Origin of the sequence: Mesorhizobium sp. L2C084A000 (genome assembly GCF_000502875.1) — a bacterium.
In the GTDB taxonomy this organism is placed as follows: Bacteria; Pseudomonadota; Alphaproteobacteria; order Rhizobiales; family Rhizobiaceae; genus Mesorhizobium.
The window spans coordinates 79,966-97,752 of the sequence record NZ_AYWX01000004.1; the positions used below are offsets into that span (position 1 = coordinate 79,966).

Consider the following 17,787-nt stretch of genomic DNA (forward strand, 5'->3'; position numbering starts at 1 on the left):
CTCTCCCTCGGCGCCGGCACGGCGCGAGGGCGACCGCGGCTGATGGAGGACAGGATACGTGGCACAGACATCTCATGGCGTCGGCGGCGTCGGTTATGATGCGAGGAAGCGCACATGGCCGGCCGAGTTCAATGTTTTCCTAGCGCTGGTCATTCTCGTCGTCATCTTCGAACTGATCGGCCGCGTCTTTCTCGGCGACAGCTTCCTGTTCAACACCCGCAGCGACGTCGGCGGCATCTTCAACGAAGCGCGCCTGCAGATCATCATCCTGCAGGTGTCGATCGTCGGCATCATCGCCATCGGCGTGACGCAAGTGATCATCACCGGCGGCATCGACCTGTCCTCGGGCTCGATCGTCGGCGCGACCGCCATGATCGCCATGAGCTTCGCCCAGGTGGCGACGGTCAACGGCAACCCCAATCCCAAGGCGATGTTTTTGGCGCAAGGCTGGACGGACCTGCCTGTCATCGTGCCGCTGCTGGTGGCGATCGCCTGCGGCCTGTTTGCCGGCCTGGTCAATGGCGCGCTGATCGCCTACACGCGCATTCCGCCGTTCATCGCCACGCTCGGCATGATGGTGACCGCGCGCGGCATCGCCAAATGGTGGTCCAAGGGCCAGCCGATCTCGTTTCCCACCGAGAGTTTCGCCGGCATCGGCAAAGGCCTGATGCCCGTCGTCATCTTCCTGTCGCTGGCCATCCTGTTCCAGCTGATCATGACCTACACCAGGTACGGCAAGCACTGTTATGCGATCGGCTCCAACGAAGATGCCGCGCGCATGTCCGGCATCAAGATCGCCAACCACAAGATCCTGGTCTACGTCATCGCCGGCATTCTCGCCGCGCTCGCCGCCGTGGTGCTGAGCTCCAAGAACCTGACCGCGCAGTCCGGCATGGGCGTGATGTACGAGCTCGACGCCATCGCCATGGCGGTCATCGGCGGCGTCTCCCTGTCGGGCGGCCGCGGCTCGATCATCGGCACGGTGATCGGCTCGCTGATCTTCGGCGTCATCATCTCCGGCTTCACCTTCCTGCGCCTCGACGCCTACTACCAGGAGATGGTCAAGGGCGTGATCATCGTCGGTGCGGTGGTTCTCGACCAGTGGCGCCAACGCCTGCGGGCAATGAGGGCATGACCATGTCAGACATCGTCCTGAAGACCGAAAACCTGACCAAGCGCTATGGCGGCGTGCACGCGCTGGAAGGCGCGAATTTCGAGCTGCGCAAGGGCGAGCATGTCGCCATCATGGGCGACAACGGCGCCGGCAAGTCGACCTTCGTGCGCCAGATCACCGGCGTCGAGCAGCGCACCAGCGGCCAGATCTGGTTCGACGGCAAGGAAGTGAATTTTGCCGGGCCGATCGAGGCTCGCACGGCGGGCATCGAGACCGTGTTCCAGAACCTGGCGCTGGCCGACGATCTCGACGTGCCGTCGAACCTGTTCCTCGGCCGCGAGAAGGTGCTGTTCAACCTCGGCCCGTTCTCGATCCTCGACCGCAAATACATGCGCAAGGCGACCGAGGCGGCGCTCGTCCGCACGGCGGTGAAGATCCCCAATCTGTCCAACACCATCCGCCACATGTCGGGCGGCCAGCGCCAGTGCGTGGCGATCGCCCGGACGGCGACGTTCGCCTCCAAGCTGATCATCATGGACGAGCCTACCGCCGCCCTTGGCGTACAGGAGACCGCGCAGGTCGAAAACATCGTCCGCACGCTCAAGGACAATGGCGAGCCGCTGATCCTGATCAGCCACAATATGCGCCAGGTGTTCGATCTCTGCGACCGCATCGTCGTGTTCCGGCGCGGCCGCATCGTCGCCAATCTGCGCAAGGAGAACACCGACGGAAACGACATCGTCTCCTACATCACCGGCGCCAAGACCGGGGAGGCGGAACTCGCGGCCTAAACAGGATGGTCATCCTGTTTTGAGGACGATATGCGTGCTTGAAGCAATCTTGCCCCTTCCTCAGGGAAGGTGTGGACACAACTCTCTCTAACCCATCCCCCCAGAGGAAATATCATGACTGTTCGCTTCGCCCTCCTCGGTGCCGGCCGCATCGGCAAGGTCCATGCCCGCGCCGTCGGCTCCAATCCGCAGGCCAAACTGGTTGCTGTCGCCNTTCGCCCTCCTCGGTGCCGGCCGCATCGGCAAGGTCCATGCCCGCGCCGTCGGCTCCAATCCGCAGGCCAAACTGGTTGCTGTCGCCGATGCGTTCGAGAAGGCGGCAACTGAACTGGCGAGCGCCTATGGCGCCGAGGTGCGGACCATCGACGCCATCGAGAAATCCGGGGATATCGACGCCGTCGTCATCTGCACGCCTACCGACACCCATGCCGATCTGATCGAGCGCTTCGCCAAGGCTGGCAAGGCGATCTTCTGCGAGAAGCCGATCGATCTCAACGTCAAGCGCGTCGAGAAGTGCCTGGCCGTGGTCGAGAAGACCAAGGCGACGCTGATGGTCGGCTTCAACAGGCGCTTCGACCCGCATTTCGCCGCCGTGCGCAAGGCTATCGACGACGGCGCCATCGGCACCGTCGAGATGGTCACCATCACCTCGCGCGATCCCGGCGCGCCGCCGATCGACTACATCAAACGCTCGGGCGGCATTTTTCGCGACATGACCATCCATGATTTCGACATGGCGCGCTTCCTGCTCGGCGAAGAGCCGGTGGCGGTCAGCGCGCATGCCTCGGTGCTGGTCGACAAGAAGATCGGTGCCGCCGGCGACTTCGACAGCGTCAGCGTCATCCTCGAAACCGCTTCCGGCAAGCAGGCCGTCATCTCCAACTCGCGCCGCGCCACCTATGGCTACGACCAGCGCATCGAGGTGCATGGCTCGAAAGGCATGATCGCGGCCGAGAACCAGCGGCCGGTGTCGATCGAACTGGCCAACGAGAAGGGCTACACCCGCCCGCCGCTGCACGACTTCTTCATGACCCGCTACCTCGACGCCTATGCCATTGAGATCGCCGCGTTCATCACAGCCGCGACCTCGGGCAAGAAAGCGTCGCCGAGCGGTGCGGATGGGCTGGTGGCGCTGAAGCTGGCCGACGCGGCGCTGAAATCAGCAACGACCGGCAAGACCGTCCGTCTCGACAAGTAAGAACCCTTGGAAATAACCACAGGAGCAGAGCGATGAGCGCATCAGCCGATCGCAATTCACAGACACGCGCCATCGTCACCGGTGGCGCCCAGGGGATCGGATTTGCCGTTGCCGAAGCCCTGGCCGACGAGGGCTGCCGGGCACTGGCGCTCATCGGCCGCTCGCAAGAGAAGGGCGACAAGGCCGTCGCCCATTTCAAGAAAGCGGGCGTCGACGCGATCTTCATCAGCGCCGACGTCTCTAAAGTGGCCGACTGCAAGCGCGCCGTTGCCAACGCGATCTCGCATTTCGGCACCATCAACGCGCTGGTCAACGCCGCCGCGACATCGGCGCGCGGTTCGCTGGTCGAAACCAGCGAAGAGCTGTTCGACACCATCTTCGACACCAATGTGCGCGGCCCGTTCTTCCTGATGCAGGGCGTGGTGGCGCATCTCCTGGAAAAGAAGGCACCCGGCTCGATCGTCAATGTGCTGTCGATGTCTGCGCATACCGGCCAGTCGTTCCTGACGCCCTATTCGACCAGCAAGGGGGCGCTGATGACGCTGACCAAGAACGTCGCCAATGCCTATCGCCACAACCGCATCCGCTGCAACGCGGTGCTGCCCGGCTGGATGGACACAGAGGGCGAGGACATCGTGCAGAAGAAATGGCACGATGCGCCGGACGACTGGCTGGCAAAGGCCGAAGCGGCGCAGCCGATGGGCCAGTTGGTGAAGCCGGACCAGCTAGCACGGTTGATCAGCTACATGGTCAGCCCGCAGTCGGGCGTCATGACCGGATCGCTGGTCGACTATGACCAGAGCATTGCGGGGGCTTCGCCGGAATAGGATCGGCGAGTCTAGCGGAAACGACCATAATTTCGTCATCCACGGGCGGAGCAAGGAGCGTAGCGACGCGGCGCAGACCCGAGGATCCATGCCGCGACTTCTGAGCGTTGCTGCGGTGCGAAATTCTGCTCCGATGCACTCCACGGCTGAGGTCACGGCATGGATCCCAGGGTCTCCGCGACGGAGCTTCGCTCCTGCTCCGCCCAGGGATGACGAAGTTTGGGTGCTTCGGCCATCCCGAATTGTCTCCGCATCACCCACGTGACAAGCGCCTCCGCATCGACTATATGAGCCTCATGATCAACCTGACCGCCACGTATTGGTACTTTAGGAGCTCGCTGGCGGCGGGAGGATTGCGCTCGATCTGAAGATTGCAGCAACAAGATCCGAACAGCCGCCATACCTGGCGGCTTTTTTGTTTTCAGCCGGCAGGTTCCCTCTAAATCAAAGAGGAGCATGATGTCGTCCGAAAACCGCTTCACACTTTTCGGCATCATGCTCTCGACAGGAGCAGAAAGCCGTGTTGACCACCACAGACGACCTTCGGGTCAAGGAAATCCGAGAACTGAGTACGCCGGACGAGGTGATGCGGGAGATCCCGCGCACTTTGACCGCGACGCGCACCGTCAGCGCATCGCGCAACGCAACCCATGCCATCTTGAACGGCACCGACGACCGGCTGCTCGTCATTGTCGGCCCGTGTTCGATCCACGATCCGGTCGCGGCCGTCGACTATGCCAGCCGCCTGGCAGCGCTGCGCGAGAGCCTGTCGGACCGGCTGGAGATCGTGATGCGGGTCTATTTCGAGAAACCGCGCACGACGGTCGGCTGGAAAGGCCTGATCAACGATCCCGACCTCGACGGCAGCTTCAACATCGACAAGGGGCTGCGGATGGCACGCAACGTGCTGTCGGCCGTCAACAATCTCGGCCTGCCGGCGGCGACCGAATTCCTCGACATGACCACGCCGCAATACATTGCCGACCTGGTTGCCTGGGGCGCGATCGGCGCGCGCACAACCGAGAGCCAGATCCACCGCGAACTCGCCTCGGGCCTCTCCTGCCCGGTCGGCTTCAAGAACGGCACCGACGGCAATCTTCGCATAGCCGCCGAGGCGGTGAAATCCGCCGCCCAGCCGCATCATTTCATGGCGGTGACCAAGGGCGGGCGCAGCGGCATCGCCACGACCACGGGCAATGAGGACTGCCACGTCATCCTGCGCGGCGGCGTTCAGCCCAACTATGATGCGGCGAGCGTCGAAGCCGCCGCTGTGGAACTCGCTCATATCGGCGTTGCGCCCAGGCTGATGATCGATGTCAGCCACGCCAATTCGGCCAAGAAGCCCGAAAACCAGCCCAAGGTGGCGGCCGATGTCGCCGGCCAGGTCGCGGTAGGCGACGAGCGCATCATCGGCCTCATGATCGAGAGCAACCTCATCGCCGGCCGGCAGGACGTGGTGTCGGGCAAGCCGCTGGTCTATGGCCAGAGCATCACCGATGGCTGCATCGACTGGGCGACCACCGAGACGGTGCTGCACGGCCTTGCGGGTGCTGTCGAATGGCGCCGCTCGACACGCCGCGCCATGATCGACAACCGGCAGGGAGCCGCTTGAGCCACTGATGCCGGCCTTTGCCCGGCACGACCCCCACCCTAACCCCTGCCCACAAGAGGGAGGGCAATCGCATATGGATTCTTGCGAAGAAGGACCCCCACCCTAACCCTCCCCACAAGGGGGAGGGAACGCTGCCGCGCACTCCTACTCGAACCTTTGACGCCTGAAAAACGTCGGCAGTTTGCCGTTGTCAGCGCCGACTGGAGTCCCCCTCCCCCTTTGTGGGGAGGGGTTAGGGGTGGGGGTCCTCTTCGCAAGAAATCCCTACGCCGCCCTTAACCCCTCCCATGCCGTGAACACCGACACGGCAAAGAGCAGCAGTCCGGCCGCCCGGCCGGCAAAAATCGTCGCCCTCGGATTGGCGATCAGAAGATTGCGGCTGCGGCCGGCCGTGATCGCCAGTCCGCCATAGATCGCAGCCTGCGTCGCCACGGTCAGCAGTCCCATGATCGTCGCCTGCATCCAGATCGGACCGTAGTCCGGTTTCAGGAACTGCGGGTAGACGGCAAGCACGAACAGGTATGCCTTCGGGTTGATCAGGCAGGTCACAAAACCCTGGCGAAAGGCCTTCCATGCGGAACGGCTGCCGGCAGGCCCCTCCTGACCGACAGTGATGGAACTGCGCATCAGCGTGATGCCGATAAAGGCCATGTAGGCGGCGCCGGCAAGCAGAAGCGGCTTGAACAGGATCGGCACGAAATGCATCAGCAGGCCGACGCCGATGGCGCCGTTCAGCGTGTGCACCATGCCGCCGACCATGATGCCGCCAGTCGCGGCGAGACCCCTGTCGCGTCCGCCGGTCAGTGCATTGGCGAGCACGAAGAGCATGTCCATGCCTGGAACGGCGATGATGCCGAACAGCAGGATAAAGAAAAGCCAGAGATTTTCCGCATAATCCATGTCAGTTGCCTGCCGCCTCGCTCCGCCAAACCGCAGCGGAACCTGTTGATTTTCAATTCGATAGGCGCTCCTATAGATCAGCCCAACTGACAATGCTGTGTCAGTTGGGCTCGCAACCCGGGGGAAAAAATGCGCAAGGCGTCACGCCTGTTCGAGATCATCCAGATCGTGCGGCTGGCGCGGCAGCCGGTGACGGCGGCGACGATTGCCGAGCGGCTGGAAGTGACGGTGCGCTCGATCTATCGCGACATCGCAGCGCTGCAGGCGATGCGCGTGCCGATCGAGGGCGGGCGTGGCATCGGCTATATCCTGCGCCCCGGCTTCGACCTGCCGCCGCTGATGTTTTCGATCGAGGAGATGGAGGCGATCGTGTTGTCACTGGCGCTGCTGGAGCGCACCGGGGACAGCGAGCTCAAACAGGCGGCCAAGCGCGTCAGCGCCAAGATCGCCGGCGCGGTACCGCCGCCCCTGCGCCAGGCATTCGATGCCAATGCGCTGCATGCGTGGGGGTTCGCCGCGCCTTCGACCGGTGCGATCGATCTGGCGCTGGTGCGTCGCGCCATCCGCGATGAGGAGAAGCTCGACCTCTCCTATCGCGACGAAATGGGCCGCGCCTCCGAGCGCCTCATCCGCCCGATCGCGCTCATCTACTACGCCGAAACCGCCAACATCGTCGCCTGGTGCGAGCTGCGCCAGGCGATCCGCAATTTCCGCAGCGACCGGATCGAGGATTGCCAGGCGACGGGGCTGCGGTTCAAGGGCGAAGGCGACCGCTTGCGACAGGTCTGGGTCAACGGCTGGGAGACGAACGCCTCGACCGCCGCGAGTTGAGTTCCAGCGCTTTGGTTCTGCCACCGACCCAAGCTAGATAGTTCTATTGCCCTATCTTCGCCGCTACGCACCCCAACGAGGGCAGCGGAGTGATACCATCCTTTGTTATCTCGTCCTGCCGGGACCTGTTGTCGCCATCGGCAGCGCAGCGATGAATCGCCTCTAAGATAAGCTTTCTGACAGGCTCTTGCGGGAGTGACATATACTCGAAATACGTGTCCTTGGTCGGAAAGCCGTTCACGTAATCAAGAGCTCCAAAGACGCACGCGTTAGTTTCCACCTTGTTGCCTATCCCAAATTTAGTCTTATCAACAAAAACCAAGCCAACCGAGATCCACGTCTTTCTGCTGGTAAATTTATATGCTGTGCAGCCATCACCACTGAGGCGCGCCGTATAGGCAAATGATTTATAACCCTGCAGTAATTTCGAATTCCCCAATAATTTCTCTATGTCATTTGCAAAGACGCCTGGGGAAACTGATATAATGGAAATCTGAGTTGTTCCACTCGTCCGAACTAGGTCGAAAATGCCATCTCGATTAGTTCTATATTCACTTACGGAACCATCTATCTCAGGCCAGCGTTGATAATTTCATACGTTCTGGTGTAAGATGGCCATACTAAAATTTTCGCCCCTTGATCCAAATGTGACAAATACCTCAATGAGGCGCCTTTAACGCTTTGACCTATACCTTCGGCAGAAGCACCTGTTGCGATCATACTCAAGGAAAGGTAACTTGCAACTGCAAGTAAGAACCAGAAGTTTCTCGCTCCGAGTTTGATCATTTATTTAGCCCGGTGAAATTCCTAAATTTTGCCTTGCATGGGATATCACTTTTCCCATCACGACGAAATCGGCTGCGCCAAGGAGCCTCATCTGCCCGAATTGCGCCTATCCGCTATGCCGAAACCACCAACATCGTCGCTTGGTGAGTTCCGCCAGCCGATCGCAATTTCCGCAGCTGAAGCGCCCATCACCAGTCGTGCTCCCCAAGAATGATCACCTCACATCCACCCAGCGCTTTTCCTCGAACGAGCGCGCCATCGCGTGCACGGTGCGCTCGATCTCCAGCCCTTCGGCGAATTCGATGACCCGCGCAGGCTTACCGGCCAGGCGCGTCAGCAATTCGTGGCACTCGATGATCTTGAGGTCGTTGAAGCCGAGGCCATGGCCGGGCGCCGGCAGGAAAGCGTCGTACGGCTTGTGGTGGGGCGCCACCAGTATGGTGCGGTAGCCCTGCTCGGTCGGTCGATCGGCGGTGACATAGAGCTGGATTTCATTCATCCGCTCCTGGTCGAACAAGATCGACCCCTTCGAGCCGAAGATCTGGATGGCGATGCGGCCCTTGCGGCCCCAGGCCGAGCGGTTGACCAGCAGCGTGCCGGCAATGCCATTTTCCAGATGCATCAGCACGCTGGCGATGTCGTAGGTTTCGACCACGCGACGGCCGCCGCTGGCCAGCTTGCGATCGGCATAGGGTTTGGCCATGTCGCAGATGACGCTGGCGACGCGGCCGAACAGGGCTGAGACCAGCGACAGCGGATGCACGGCGAAATCGTCGAGCGCGCCATAACCGGAGGCCGCCTCGTGCTTCCAGAAGAACAGCGCCTCGGGATCGGCCATGAAGTCCTCGTCCATCTCGATGCGCAGATGGTTGACCTCGCCGATGATCTTCTCTTCCAGCAAAGCGCCGATGTGGCGGATGGCCGGGCTCTGGATGTAGTTGTAGCCGAGCGCCGCGACCTTGCCGGACTTGCTCGCCGCCGCAGCCATCGCCTCGGCCTCGGCAAAGCTCGGCGCCATCGGCTTTTCGCACCACAGATGCTTGCCTGCTTCGAGGATGGCGATGGCCATTTCCGGATGGAACTGGTTGGGCGTGGTCAGCGAGACGATATCGACTTCGGGATCGTTGACTACGGCACGCCAGTCGCCGGACGCCTTGGCGAAACCGAACTCGCCCGCCTTGCGCCGGGCGAGCTCTTCATTGACCTCGCCGAGATGGACCAGCCGTGGCTTGGCAACGTCGGGAAAGACGGCGCTGACGGCACTCCATGCTATGGCGTGACACTTGCCCATGAAACCCGTACCGATGAGACCGACGCCGACCATTTTCCGTTTCTCCACTGCTTGAAGCGTTACGTGGATGAATTAGTCCATTTTCATCCGAAATGGAATGTCTGCCTCATTTTTTATGGCGTTCTTGCGCAGGCTCGCTATGATGATGCAGAGAGGGACGCTTCACGCATGAGCTTGGACACAGCGACGATGGACGAACGGGTACCTCGCGATTTCGAGACGCTGCGCACCACCATCCTGGAGCGGCGCGAAAGCCTGCCGAAGCGCATCGCCCAGATCGCCGCCCATGCGCTCGACAATCCCGACGATATCGCCTTCGGCACGGCCGCCAGCATCGCCGCTTCGGCCGGCGTGCAGCCTTCAACCCTGATCCGATTTGCCCAGCAGCTTGGCTTCGATGGTTTCACCAGCCTGCAGCAGGTGTTTCGCGAACGGCTGCGCGAGCGCAACTCATCCTATGACGAAAGGCTGCAGGCGTTGCGCGCCAAGGCAGAGGGCGGCGCCGGCCATCGGGCGATCTTCGACGGCTTCGTCGCCGCGGCCAGCACCTCGCTCAACGACATTTCGCGCACGCTGGACGAAGCGCATCTGGAAGATGCTATTTCCCTGCTGGCAAAGGCGGAAACCATCTACGTGCTGGCCAAGCGCCGCTCCTATCCGGTGGCGTCCTACATCGCCTATGCGCTGGGCAAGCTGAAGATCCGCAACCAGTTGATCGAATCGGCGGCCGGGCTGAATGCCGAGATGATCGGCTTCGCAACGCCGGCGGATGCCGTCATCGCCATCTCCTTCTCGCCCTATGCGCCTGCCACCATCGAGGAGGCGCGCAGTATTTCGGAACAGGGCGTGCCGATCGTCGCCATCACCGACAGCTCGTTTTCCCCGCTCGCCCAGTTCGCCAAGGTCTGGTTCGAGGTTGCCGAGGCCGATTTCGCCGGCTTCCGCTCGCTGTCGGCGACAATGGCGCTGGCCATGGCGCTGACCGTCGGCGTCGGCGAGAAGCGACGCGACACGGGTCGGAAGCGCAAGGCCTGATCCACCGCCGAAAGGTACTTTTCCCCGAAGGAACGCTCATTCCATATTGACTATGGATTGGAATTATTATTTCATATTCCCGGCGCCACGCTGCCGCTCGCGCGTGTACCCCAACACAACAAGGCCGACGGGAGGTTCCAATGAGCGAAGCCGTGGACGCTGAATACGCGCCGCTCGACGTCATCACCATCGGTCGCGCTTCCGTAGACCTTTATGGGCAGCAGATCGGCTCGCGGCTGGAGGACATCACCTCCTTCGCCAAGTCGGTCGGCGGTTGCCCGGCCAATATCTCTGTCGGCACCGCCAGGCTCGGCCTGCGCTCGGCGCTGCTCACCCGCGTCGGCGACGAGCAGATGGGCCGCTTCATCCGCGAGCAGCTGACGCGTGAAGGCGTCAATGTCGACGGCCTGAAGACCGACAAGGAGCGGCTGACCGCTTTGGTGCTGCTGTCGGTCGAGGACGAAGGCGTTTCGCCGATGATCTTCTACCGCTCCGATTGCGCCGACATGGCGCTGGCGCCGGAAGACATCGACGAGGCCTTCATCGCCTCGGCGCGCTCGATCGTCGTCACCGGCACGCATTTTTCCAGGCCCGACAGCGATGCCGCGCAGCGCAAGGCGATCCGCATCATGAAGGCCAAGGGCGGCAAGGTGGTGTTCGACATCGACTACCGGCCGAACCTGTGGGGCCTTGCCGGCCATGCCGAAGGGTTCGAGCGCTATGTGAAATCGGACCGAGTCTCGGCACAGTTGAAGACGGTGCTGCCCGACTGCGACCTCATCGTCGGTACCGAGGAAGAGATCATGATCGCGTCGGGCGCCGACGATTGCCTGAGCGCCCTGAAGACGATCCGCTCGCTGTCGTCCGCCACTATCGTCCTGAAGCGCGGCGCCATGGGCTGCATCGTCTATGACGGACCGATCAGCGACGATCTCGAGGACGGTGTCGTCGGCAAGGGATTTCCGATCGAGATATACAATGTGCTCGGCGCCGGCGACGCCTTCATGTCCGGTTTCCTGCGCGGCTGGCTGGGTGGCGAAGATCATGCGACAGCGGCGACCTGGGCCAACGCCTGCGGCGCTTTCGCCGTGTCGCGGCTGCTCTGCGCGCCGGAATATCCGACCTTCGAGGAACTGCGGTTCTTCCTCAAGAACGGCAGCAAGCATCTGGCGTTGCGCAAGGACGAGGCGATCAACCACATCCATCGGGCGACGACGCGCCGGCGCGACGTCGCCTCGCTGATGGCGCTCGCCTGCGACCATCGCGTGCAGCTGGAGGATGTGGCGGCGAAGGCCGGCGCCGATCCGGCGCGGATCGAAGAATTCAAGGTGCTGGCGGTCAAGGCCGCGGCGAAGGTCGCTGCCGGCCGCGACGGCTACGGCATGCTGATCGACGAGAAACATGGCCGCAAGGCGATGTTCGAATTCGCCAGGCATTCCTTCGCCTGGCTCGGGCGGCCGGTGGAGTTGCCGGGTTCGCGGCCGCTGCGCTTCGAATTCTCGCAGGACATCGGCTCGCAGCTGGTGGAGTGGCCGGTCGATCACTGCATCAAGTGCCTGTGCTTCTACCATCCCGACGATCCGGCGGCGCTGAAGGACGAACAGCAGCAGAAGCTGCGCGCGCTGTTCGAAGCCGCGCGCAAGGTCGGCCGCGAATTGCTGGTCGAGATCATTGCCGGCAAGCATGGCAAGCTCGACGACACGACGATCCCGCGCGCGCTGGAGGAGCTCTATGCGCTCGGCATCAAGCCGGACTGGTGGAAGCTCGAGCCGCAGGCGTCGGCCGGCGCCTGGGCCAAAATCGAAGCGGTGATCCTGAAGCACGATCCGTGGTGCCGAGGCGTCGTGCTGCTTGGCCTGGAGGCGCCGCAGGACGAGCTGGAAGCGGCTTTCGCCGCCACCGCCAAGGCACCCATCGTTAAGGGCTTTGCGGTCGGCCGCACCATCTTCGTCCATGCGGCCGAGCAATGGCTGGCCGGCAAGATGTCGGATGACGAGGCGATCGCCGATATGGCGCAGCGCTTCGAACAGCTGACCGAAGCGTGGCTTGCCGCGCGCGGCCGTAAGGCGGCATAAGAAAGCCCGGCACAAGGACTGCGGAGGAAACCACCATGAGCAAGACAATCCGCCTGACGATGGCGCAGGCGCTGACCCGCTTCCTGTCGCGCCAGATGACCGAGATCGACGGTAGCAAAGTCCCCATCTTCGGCGGCGTATGGGCGATCTTCGGCCACGGCAATGTCGCCGGCATCGGCGAGGCGCTCTATCAGCTGCGCGACGAATTGCCGACCTTCCGCGCCCACAATGAACAGGCGATGGCGCATGCGGCGATCGCCTACGCCAAGGCCAATTTCCGCCGCCGCTTCATGGCCGCGACCTCTTCGATCGGCCCTGGCGCGCTCAACATGGTGACGGCGGCGGCGCTCGCCCATGTAAACAGGTTGCCCGTCCTGTTTTTGCCGGGCGACGTCTTCGCGAACCGCATTCCCGACCCGGTGCTGCAGCAGGCTGAGGATTTCTCCGACGGCACGGCGACGGTCAACGACTGCTTCCGTCCGGTTTCGCGCTATTTCGACCGCATCACCCGGCCGGAGCAGATCATTCCTGCGCTCAGCCGCGCCATGCAAGTGCTGACCGATCCGGCCGAATGCGGGCCGGTGACGCTGTCGCTGTGCCAGGACGTCCAGGCCGAGGCCTGTGATTATCCCGAGAGTTTCTTTGCCGAGCGGGTCTGGCACCAGCGCCGGCCGCGCCCTGACCGCCATGAGCTTGCCGCTGCAGTCGGCGCGCTCAAGGGTGCGAAAAAACCGCTGGTGATCGCCGGCGGCGGCGTCCTCTATTCGCAGGCGTCGGACGAACTGGCGAAATTCGCCGAGAGCGCCGGCATCCCGGTCTGCGAGACGCAAGGCGGCAAATCCTCGCTGCCGGACGACCATCCGCTCAACATGGCGGCGGTCGGCGTCACCGGCACTTCTGCCGCCAACCGGCTGGCTGAGGAAGCCGATGTCGTGCTGGCCATCGGCACGCGCCTTCAGGATTTCACCACCGGCTCGTGGGCGCTGTTCAAGAATTCCGGCAAGACCATCATCGGGCTCAACGTGCAGCCCTTCGACGCCGGCAAGCACCGCGCGCTGCCATTGGTGGCCGATGCGGCCGAGGGCCTGGCCGAACTCAGTGCTGCGCTGAACGGCTGGAAGGCACCTTCCACCTGGACCGACAATGCGGCCACCGGCAAGAAGGCCTGGCAGGCCGAGGCGGCCAAGGTGACGGCGTCGACCAATGCCGCCTACCCGTCCGACGCGCAGGTGATCGGCGCCGTGCAGCGCGCCATGGGCTCCGGTGTGACGCTGCTGAATGCCTCCGGCGGCCTGCCGGGCGAATTGCACAAACTTTGGCAGGCGGGCGCGCCCGGATCGTATCATGGCGAATATGGCTTCTCGACCATGGGCTACGAGATTGCCGGCGGGCTCGGAGCCAAGATGGCGAAGCCCGGCGATGAGATCGTCGTNCAGACGTGTGCTCTTCCGATCTGGCTCCTACCTGATGATGAATTCCGAAATCGCCACTTCGGTGATGCTCGGATTGAAGCTGACCATCGTGCTGCTCGACAATCGCGGCTACGGCTGCATCAACCGGCTGCAGATGGCGACCGGCGGCGCCAACTTCAACAATCTCCTGAAGGACTCGCGCCACGAGGTCCTGCCCGACATCGACTTTGCCGCGCATGCGGCGAGCATGGGGGCGATCGCCGAGAAGGTGCCGTCGATCGCCGGGCTGGAAAACGCGCTGGAGAAGGCAAAGAAGAACAACCGCACCACCGTGCTGGTCATCGACACCGACCCGCTGGTTTCCACCGATGCCGGGGGCCATTGGTGGGACGTGGCGGTGCCGGAAGTGTCTGTACGGCCGCAGGTCAACGCGGCGCGCAAGGCGTATGACGAGAAGCGGAAGATGCAGACCGTTGGCGATTGATATAGGCGCTGCCACCCCTACCTCCCCCTTGTGGGGAGGTCGGACCGAAGGTCCGGGTGGGGGTACTGGCGCTGCCNTTGGCGATTGATATAGGCGCTGCCACCCCTACCTCCCCCTTGTGGGGAGGTCGGACCGAAGGTCCGGGTGGGGGTCCGGCGCCACCCCCACCCCGCTGCTTCGCAGCGACCCTGCCCACAAGGGGGAGGGTGAACAAGAACCGGAGTGACTACTTGAAAGCCAAACTGGGCATGTCCCCCATTGCGTGGTGGAACGACGATCTTGCGGAACTCAGCGATGACGTGTCGCTGGAAGAATGCCTGCGCCAATCACGGTCGGCCGGCTTCACCGGCATGGAGATGGGCCGGCGTTTTCCCAATGACCCCGAAATCATGCTGCCGATCCTGAAGGCCGCCGACGTCACGCTGTGCGGCGGCTGGTTCTCGGGCACGCTGGTCGATGGGGAGATGGCCGACAACAAGGATCGCATCCAGCCGATGATCGACCTGTTCAAGGCGGTGAATGCGCCTTGCATCGTCTATGGCGAGGTCGGCCGCTCGATCCAGGGCGACCGCTCAAAGCCGCTGGCCACCAAGCCGAAGCTGTCGGATGACGAGATGAAGGCTTATGCCAGGCGGCTCGCCGAATTTGGCGAATGGTGCGCCGAGCAAGGCATGCCGCTCTCCTACCACCACCATATGGCGGCAGTGGTCGAGACCGAGCCGGAACTCGATGCCTTCATGCGCTATTCCGGAGCCGGCATTCCCCTGCTGCTCGATGCTGGACATCTGGCATTCGCCGGCGGCAACGTGCTGCGCGCTATCGACAACCATCATACCCGGATCAGCCATGTGCATGTGAAGGACGTTCGCATGGGGGTGATCGAAAAGCTCGATCGCACCAAACAATCCTTCCTCGACGCGGTGGCGCTGGGCGCCTTCACCGTGCCGGGCGATGGTTCGCTGGATTTCGGCGCCATCGTGCAGCGCTTCGCCGACCATGGCTATGAGGGCTGGTTCGTGGTCGAGGCGGAGCAGGACCCGAAGAAGAACCCGCCACTCAGGATGGCGCAGGTTGGCTACAAGGAATTGATGCGCGTCATGACCGCCGCCGGCTATACGGTCGAGACGCAAGGCTTTCCAAATGTCTAGTTTCCCAATGGCTGGTGCGACGGGTTCCCGGCGAGGCCGATTGCTGTAGATTGGCCCGATGAAAGATTCCGAACACCCCTTCTTCCGGCCTTTGTGGCGGCGCGTCGCCATCGTCGCGGTCTGCGTCATCTGGTCGATCATCGAGTTCGCCACCGGCACGCCGTTCTGGGGCATGATCGCGCTCGGCTTCGCCGGCTACGCCGTCTGGCAGTTTTTTTATCTCTATAAGCCGGCCGACGAGGCGAAGGCCGAGGCCGAACCGAAGGAGTGACTGATCGCATGCGTTGGCGATTGGCTTGCAGTGCTTCTAACTTCGTCATCCTAGGGCGGAGCAAGGAGCGCAGCGACGCGGCGCAGACCCTAGGATCCATGCCATGACTTTGAAGCTGGTGTGACGGTGCAGATTCCGCTCCGCTGTGCCCTTCGGCCGAGGCAACGGCATGGATCCTAGGGTCTCCGCGACGGAGCTTCGCTCCTGCTTCGCCCTAGGATGACGAAGTTGGAAGGGCGCCGGCCAATTTCCGAACGTTTGCGATGGTCCTTTCAAACAAACGACTTGGCTTTACAGGCCTGCAACCGTCAGGCCACTGGAATAGGAGACAAAAATGTCGAAGCTGCTCGTCAAAGCCAATAAAGGCCATGGCCGGGTCGCCCATGTGACACCGCAAATCGCCGGCTGGACCTATGTCGGTTTCGACCTGCACCGGCTGAAGCCCGGCGAGAGCGCGTCCGGAAAAACCGACGATCGCGAAGTCTGCCTGGTGTTCGTCACCGGCAAGGGCACGGCGTCCGCCGGCGGCAAGGATCTGGGCCTGCTTGGCGAGCGCATGTCGCCCTTCGAGGGCAAGCCGTGGTCGGTGTATGTGCCTGAGGGTTCGGACTGGTCGGTGACAGCGGACACCGAACTGGAACTCGCCGTCTGCTCGGCGCCGGGCCTTGGCGGCGGGCTGCCGGTGCGGGTGATCGCACCGGACGATCTCGGCCAGGATGTGCGCGGCAAGGGCACCAACACGCGCTACGTCACCAACATATTGCCGGAGGGCGAGCCGGCCGATTCGCTGCTGGTGGTCGAGGTCATCACGCCCGGCGGGCATACGTCGAGCTATCCGCCGCACAAGCACGACCAGGACAATCTGCCCGCCGAATCCTATCTCGAGGAAACCTACTATCACCGTCTCAACCCGCCGCAGGGTTTTGCCTTCCAGCGCGTCTATACCGATGCCGACAAGAACGGCCATCGCGCGCTCGATGAAGCAATGGCGATCGAGGATGGCGATGTCGTGCTGGTGCCCCGGGGGTATCACCCCTGCGCCGCCTGCCACGGCTACGACCTCTATTATCTTAACGTCATGGCCGGACCGAAGCGGACGTGGAAATTCCACAATGCGCCTGAGCATGAATGGCTGATGAAGGCCTGACCGGTCGCTGCGTGAGCACTCGCTCCCTGGTCCAGCACGAAAAAATCGTCGGCTAATGACCCCGCCGCAGCGTTTTGTTACCTGAAAGCCAGCAAGGCTTCGTCAATTCGTCATGGAAATCACCTATGGCAGCGAAGCTGACAAGGACTTTCCATGCGTTATGCCCTCTATTTCACCCCCCGGCAGGACGAGCCGCTGGCGCGGATCGCCGCCGACTGGCTGGGCCGCGACCCGTTCGGCGCCGCGACGAGGCCGGTCGAAGCGGTGGCAGACCTGTCGGCGGCGGAAGTCGCTTTCCACACCGCTTCGGCACGCCGCTATGGCTTTCACGCAACGCTGAAAGCCCCCTTCCGCCTGGCTACCAACGAGACCGAAACCTCGCTGCGCGCCGCACTCGACCATTTTGCCGAGGTGACGCCGGTGGTGACCATCCCGCGTCTCGTGGTCAGCCAGATCGACGGCTTCTTCGCACTGGTGCCGGAAGGGCCGCTGCCTGCGCTCAACCGGTTCGCCGATGACGTGGTGCGCGATTTCGACCGGTTTCGCGCACCGCTGAGCGAAGCGGAAATCGAGCGGCGCAGCCCGGATTCGCTGAAGCCGGCCGAGTTCCGCAACCTCTGCCAATGGGGTTACCCCTATGTCTTCGAAACCTTTCGCTTCCACATGACGCTGTCCGGCCGGGCGGGGTCACGGGAAAGCCCTCGTTTGCGCGCAGCGATCGACAGCCTGTTCGCGGAAGTGCTGCAACAGAAGGTGCTGGTGGATGCGCTGACCTTGTTTGTCGAAACCGAACCGGGTGCACCGTTCATGGTGCTCTCGCATCACGCGCTCGGGCGCCGCCCGGCCAGAAAAACCGCCTGAAGGA

General features: G+C 62.8%; 14 protein-coding genes and 1 pseudogene. 13 read left to right on the forward strand and 2 right to left on the reverse strand.

Going from position 1 to position 17,787, the window contains the following annotated elements; translation table 11 throughout:
* Positions 1-58: 58 nt before the first annotated feature.
* The 5 genes from X735_RS154540 to X735_RS154515 all read left to right on the forward strand — a co-directional run bounded on the left by X735_RS154540 (position 59) and on the right by X735_RS154515 (position 5,542).
* Positions 59-1,135 carry an ABC transporter permease gene (locus X735_RS154540; RefSeq protein WP_023810654.1) on the forward strand — a complete coding sequence of 359 codons (1,077 nt, stop codon included), beginning with the start codon at positions 59-61 and terminating at the stop codon, positions 1,133-1,135.
* 2 nt (positions 1,136-1,137) lie between these two features.
* On the forward strand, positions 1,138-1,905 hold the full coding sequence (locus X735_RS154535) for an ATP-binding cassette domain-containing protein (protein ID WP_023810655.1): 768 nt from the start codon (positions 1,138-1,140) through the stop codon (positions 1,903-1,905).
* Between the two features lie 202 nt (positions 1,906-2,107).
* Positions 2,108-3,103 (forward strand): inositol 2-dehydrogenase, encoded by a 996-nt coding sequence (gene iolG, locus X735_RS154530; protein ID WP_023810656.1) that lies wholly within the window; start codon positions 2,108-2,110, stop codon positions 3,101-3,103.
* Positions 3,104-3,135: 32 nt separating this feature from the next.
* A complete protein-coding gene (locus X735_RS154525; RefSeq protein ID WP_023810657.1) occupies positions 3,136-3,930 on the forward strand; it encodes an SDR family oxidoreductase in 795 nt (264 codons plus the stop codon).
* 520 nt (positions 3,931-4,450) lie between these two features.
* Entirely contained in the window at positions 4,451-5,542 is a 1,092-nt protein-coding gene (locus X735_RS154515; RefSeq protein ID WP_023810659.1) for a 3-deoxy-7-phosphoheptulonate synthase, read from the forward strand.
* A 264-nt stretch (positions 5,543-5,806) separates the two neighbouring features.
* On the opposite strand, the gene X735_RS154510 is transcribed toward X735_RS154515, so the two are convergent.
* Positions 5,807-6,442 carry a LysE family translocator gene (locus X735_RS154510; protein ID WP_023810660.1) on the reverse strand — a complete coding sequence of 212 codons (636 nt, stop codon included), beginning with the start codon at positions 6,440-6,442 and terminating at the stop codon, positions 5,807-5,809.
* Positions 6,443-6,571: 129 nt separating this feature from the next.
* Between X735_RS154510 and X735_RS154505 the strand changes: the two genes are divergently transcribed.
* Entirely contained in the window at positions 6,572-7,273 is a 702-nt protein-coding gene (locus X735_RS154505) for a YafY family protein (RefSeq protein WP_023810661.1), read from the forward strand.
* Between the two features lie 1,000 nt (positions 7,274-8,273).
* Here X735_RS154505 and X735_RS154495 read toward each other — a convergent pair.
* On the reverse strand, positions 8,274-9,383 hold the full coding sequence (locus X735_RS154495; protein ID WP_023810663.1) for a Gfo/Idh/MocA family oxidoreductase: 1,110 nt from the start codon (positions 9,381-9,383) through the stop codon (positions 8,274-8,276).
* A 156-nt stretch (positions 9,384-9,539) separates the two neighbouring features.
* Between X735_RS154495 and X735_RS154490 the strand changes: the two genes are divergently transcribed.
* The 7 genes and pseudogenes from X735_RS154490 to X735_RS154465 all read left to right on the forward strand — a co-directional run bounded on the left by X735_RS154490 (position 9,540) and on the right by X735_RS154465 (position 17,783).
* Positions 9,540-10,385, forward strand: coding sequence for a MurR/RpiR family transcriptional regulator (locus X735_RS154490; RefSeq protein WP_032909097.1), 846 nt, complete (start codon positions 9,540-9,542; stop codon positions 10,383-10,385).
* A 140-nt stretch (positions 10,386-10,525) separates the two neighbouring features.
* Positions 10,526-12,460 (forward strand): 5-dehydro-2-deoxygluconokinase, encoded by a 1,935-nt coding sequence (gene iolC, locus X735_RS154485; protein ID WP_023810665.1) that lies wholly within the window; start codon positions 10,526-10,528, stop codon positions 12,458-12,460.
* A 35-nt stretch (positions 12,461-12,495) separates the two neighbouring features.
* Positions 12,496-14,356, forward strand: a pseudogene (gene iolD / locus X735_RS01000000165765) (3D-(3,5/4)-trihydroxycyclohexane-1,2-dione acylhydrolase (decyclizing)).
* 230 nt (positions 14,357-14,586) lie between these two features.
* Positions 14,587-15,504, forward strand: a complete 918-nt coding sequence (gene iolE / locus X735_RS154480; protein WP_023810666.1) for a myo-inosose-2 dehydratase — start codon at positions 14,587-14,589, stop codon at positions 15,502-15,504.
* 58 nt (positions 15,505-15,562) lie between these two features.
* Positions 15,563-15,775 carry a DUF3329 domain-containing protein gene (locus X735_RS154475; RefSeq protein ID WP_023810667.1) on the forward strand — a complete coding sequence of 71 codons (213 nt, stop codon included), beginning with the start codon at positions 15,563-15,565 and terminating at the stop codon, positions 15,773-15,775.
* A gap of 334 nt (positions 15,776-16,109) precedes the next feature.
* Complete coding sequence (gene iolB / locus X735_RS154470) at positions 16,110-16,922, forward strand: 5-deoxy-glucuronate isomerase (protein ID WP_023810668.1); 813 nt, start codon at positions 16,110-16,112, stop codon at positions 16,920-16,922.
* A 153-nt stretch (positions 16,923-17,075) separates the two neighbouring features.
* Positions 17,076-17,783: a DUF1045 domain-containing protein gene (locus X735_RS154465; protein ID WP_023810669.1), complete on the forward strand. Its 708-nt coding sequence runs from the start codon at positions 17,076-17,078 to the stop codon at positions 17,781-17,783.
* The last annotated feature ends 4 nt before the right edge of the window (positions 17,784-17,787 follow it).